Genomic DNA, 3,532 nt, shown 5'->3' with positions numbered 1-3,532 from the left:
GGCTACATCTACGTTCACGTAAGTTACGACCCGGATATTCGCTCACCGGCCTTACGCCGACTTTGTCGATGGGCTTCAGAAGGTAACGTTTCCATCGCCCCCTGCCATCCAAGCTACTTGGCTCCGGCTTTTACCACGACGGGACTTTCACCCGTTAGAAAGCAGTACCCTTCCCCCCCTGGCACGCGTAGAGTAAAACACTGGCGTAGTGGCTACAGGTTGAGGTTTGTCTTCCCCGTTTCTCTCCGTTTCCTCTGAGAGTGTCACACCATCGCAACCATACCCTATTTCCAGCTATTTTGGATGGTGTGTGGGAATTATGGAAGTCGAGCCATATCGGTCTGGCAGTCATAATCTTCTTTTTTTCCATCATGTTTCCCTGTGTAAAACTTATTGGCCTACTTTTTGTTTGGTTCGTACCATTAGGACCGGAAGGGAGAAAACGTTTTCTTTACTGGTCAGGCATTTTAGGAAAATGGTCTATGCTTGATGTTTTCATCGTAGCAATACTCGTCATCCTGATCAAGACCAAGGATATTGCTGATGCCAATGCGCAGATAGGTATTTACTTTTTTGCCTGTGCAATCATGCTTTCTATCGCCGCCACAATGATGATAGAAAAGATGGCAACCTTAAATGACTTTTATTTACCTACCCCTAAATCCCCTCCCAAGCAGGGATTTTCATGATTCCCCTCTTGAGAGGGGTAGGGGTGTGTTTACTAATAAAAGTTTGAAATTCCTGTACGCTAAAATATGCTTTTCCGCACTGACTACAAACCCAGTCAGGAATAGCATCGAAAAGCAAGTGATATCCTTTTCTGTCGATGTGAAAAGGAGCTGTCATCCTTAGCATTTTCCCTTGGCAATAAATACAGTTCATCTTTTCTTCCTCTTTATCAGGAAATAAAATACAGCGAGGAGCAAGTAAAAATCAGAGGGCGCAAGAATAATAAAGTACGCGCAATTGCAATGTATCTTGCCTGAGACCTGAGCGGGGTATCAGGTAAGGATCTTGGGGTAATTTTCGGTGGTATATCAGGAGCGGCGATTACCATGAACTATAAACAGATCAATACAGAACTAATGCGGAATAAAAGCCTGAGTGATAAGATAACAAATTTAAAGAAACAATTACTTAATATTTAAGATGTGACCCTTGATCTCTCTTGGTTGTTATCTATCATAATAATATTACTCTTATATTTTGTTAATTTTTTATAAAAGGAATAGGAAATATTCCATTTTTTAACATTACTTATATGGATATATCTATAATTCCTACCCTATTCACAATTTAACTGAAAAAGTTATTTGTTGACCAGTTGCTCCAATTTGATAAATGTCTAAATTAGAAGATGTACCATCCCACCATTTACTATTTGGAAAGCTGATGTCTGCAAAACGATTGTTTCCTTGATGGGGGAAAAGATCTCTGCCGTCACCGTAATTACCGTTTTTTATTTCTTTCTCCAAATCATTCATACCATCTGCCTGTTCCAACGAACATTCGTAATGAGAATCGGGGGTCATATGTTCATTCTCATTAGATGTCTCAACTCGCTCGTCCACATGCCAAATCGCTAATCCGGCATCAGGAAGAGACATGTCTCTTCCCGTTTGATCCCGGTTTTCTAAGATAAAATACTCATCTTCGTTTCTTCTATGAATAAAAAAAGAATTCTGTCCGGCAACAGCATTCGCACTCATACCATTAACAAGATCAGTTACCGTATTTGCCCAACCTGCCTGGTACTTCAGGTAGGCGCAGACGTGAACCGGATTCTTCTCGTTAATACAACATCCGTAGCTCATCAAGCAAAATACCCCCACTCCGTAAGATTGCTCACCTTTATCGTACAAATCGGGAAAATCACAAATCATATGTCCATTCTCATGGCAGAATGTGCCAAGTGTCAGTTCTTTACCCATATTAGTAATCTGATATTCAACAAATTTCTTGCCTGATCTCAGAACATATGGATTGAGAAGTTTATCGCAATGTGGCCACAACCCCGTCGGTTTATTGTTGTTGTCAACAACACTGTCGTTAGGTCCTGCATAAAAAACATTTAATGCTCGAACAGCGCCGTCATTATCTGTAGTGAGTTGGGAAAAGTCGAATCCTTTCGCCTCAAGATCCGCAAGGGCTTCCAATACTAATTCTTGCGCACGCAATCCATATACTACTTTTGGATCCTTGTAGTAACTCCCTTTATTCCTTGTCCTGTAGTATGGCACAACGATATTGTTGTAATGGAGCTTGCCCGATGAGACTTCAAAAAAATAATCATATACAGACCCATTGTTGCCAAAACCTGTATAACCAATTTCATTACAAAATTCATTTACCTGTTTTTGTGCAAACATACGAGGAATATCAGGAAACTCTATCAACAGACAGAGGCCCACATAATTACCAACTATATGGTGCACTGATGGCACGTAAAGTAAACCCGGTGCAACCATCTCCTTAATTCTTGCAATCCTGGCTTGCTTCCTGCGAATCTCCCACTGTAAAAGACCACGATGTAATTTGTTTTCGGTTGCACGTGCCTTTGCAGCCGATGGATCAATTCTAACACCAGGCTGAATACCAATAAACCTTGGATCACCCGTTCCAACGCGTATTTTGGTCGGTTGAAGGGTTTTACCGTCCGCACTTACCTGAGCGTAGTGGTAATATCCAGTGGCTGGATCCTTCATAATGGTGAAGCCATCCAGACTTTCGAACACTGCATAATACTGGTTACCCCACCCCTTCACTTGAAATTTTGTGCCGTTGGGTTGAGTAAATGTAAACTCTTTTCCACAAAATGGTGCTGGCATAGCAAGTTTATCCTTTTCCAAAAATATTTATAAGACTGTAATAATTGTTACGTTTATCAAAATTCAAAAAATTTTTGCTATTATGGATGAAGCGATGATCTTTCCATCGCTTCCAATAAGTTTTAACGGAGTTTCCTTGGAAAGAATTTTTGAATATTTTTGCCATTCATTCAGTTCTACCGGAATAGAAATCCATTCTGTTTGACCGGCCAACGAAGCAAGTTTATCAGTTTGCTTTTGGGGGAAAAAGTATCCTCTATAAAAAAAATCATATTCAAAATACTCCGCAACAAACTTTTGAATAGTTACATTTTGATTGGCTATTATTTTTAGTCCTATCCAAAATCTTTCCTGCCCATTAATTATTGGATCATATTCAGCCCAGGTTCCGTTCTCTTTATGTTCGTTACGATAAAGCCACTCATTTTCTATCGTTGCAATAATAATATCTTCTGAAAGATTTTTTTCTTTTATATCGGCTTTAATTACAACATAACCAAATAAAAAAAAAATGTGATAATAAAAACCCTGTGGTTTGTTGGAATTTTCTTCTTTACCGTTATTTTTAATAATAGTACCTAAATCCTGCAAACAAGGCAAAGCCTTGTTGCAGGAATAGGATTGAAATGGTAGGATTTCCAAGGTATTCGGCGGTATATTGATAACAAAAAACACCTGAAAGGAGATTCACCATTTCGATGAAG

The 3,532-nt window shown here is 39.5% G+C and carries 3 protein-coding genes; 1 reads left to right on the top strand and 2 read right to left on the bottom strand.

From position 1 onward, the window contains the following. Window positions 1-260 precede the first annotated feature (260 nt). Window positions 261-689, top strand: a complete 429-nt coding sequence (locus QZT26_RS16865) for a paraquat-inducible protein A (RefSeq protein WP_295103818.1) — start codon at window positions 261-263, stop codon at window positions 687-689. Between the two features lie 600 nt (window positions 690-1,289). Here the strand turns inward: QZT26_RS16865 and QZT26_RS16860 are convergent. Then, window positions 1,290-2,849: a M6 family metalloprotease domain-containing protein gene (locus tag QZT26_RS16860; RefSeq protein ID WP_295103815.1), complete on the bottom strand. Its 1,560-nt coding sequence runs from the start codon at window positions 2,847-2,849 to the stop codon at window positions 1,290-1,292. A 42-nt stretch (window positions 2,850-2,891) separates the two neighbouring features. After that, complete coding sequence (locus QZT26_RS16855) at window positions 2,892-3,419, bottom strand: hypothetical protein (protein WP_295103813.1); 528 nt, start codon at window positions 3,417-3,419, stop codon at window positions 2,892-2,894. Window positions 3,420-3,532 lie beyond the last annotated feature (113 nt).

It is taken from the genome of uncultured Candidatus Kuenenia sp., from assembly GCF_900696675.1.
GTDB lineage: Bacteria > Planctomycetota > Brocadiia > Brocadiales > Brocadiaceae > Kuenenia > Kuenenia stuttgartiensis_A.
The sequence above is the reverse complement of the archived record's forward strand: the minus strand, read 5'-3'. Positions and strand labels throughout refer to the sequence as shown.